This is a genomic window from Acuticoccus kandeliae (assembly GCF_003073115.1).
Map to the genome: position 1 here is coordinate 1 of NZ_QBBV01000085.1, position 387 is coordinate 387.

1 protein-coding gene is annotated in these 387 nt (G+C 65.6%); it reads right to left on the minus strand.

Going from position 1 to position 387, the window contains the following annotated elements:
- Window positions 1–35: 35 nt before the first annotated feature.
- Window positions 36–387: 30S ribosomal protein S8 (rpsH, locus tag DBV35_RS29420; RefSeq protein ID WP_108663932.1), on the minus strand; the 352-nt coding region annotated here is incomplete at its 5' end.

The following is a 387-nucleotide window of genomic DNA, read 5'->3' on the forward strand; positions in this document are numbered from 1 at the left end:
CTTTCCGATGCGTGACATCGTTCGTTACCCCTCTCTCACCAGACGTAGGCGAGGACTTCCCCGCCCACGCCGCTCCGGTAGGCCTGCTGGTCGGTCATCAGACCCTGAGAGGTCGAGATGATCGCGATGCCGAGGCCACCCAGGACCCGCGGCAGGTTCGTCGACTTCGCGTACACACGCAGACCGGGCTTGGACACCCGGCGCAGACCGGCGACGCTGCGCTCACGGTTGCGGCCGTACTTCAGCTCGACGACCAGGGACTTGCCGACCTCGGCGTCCTCGGTGTGGTGTGCCGCGATGTAGCCCTCCTTCTGAAGGATCTCCGCAATGGCGACCTTCAGCTTCGAGTGGGGCATCACGACGCGGTCGTGGTAGGCCGAGTTCGCG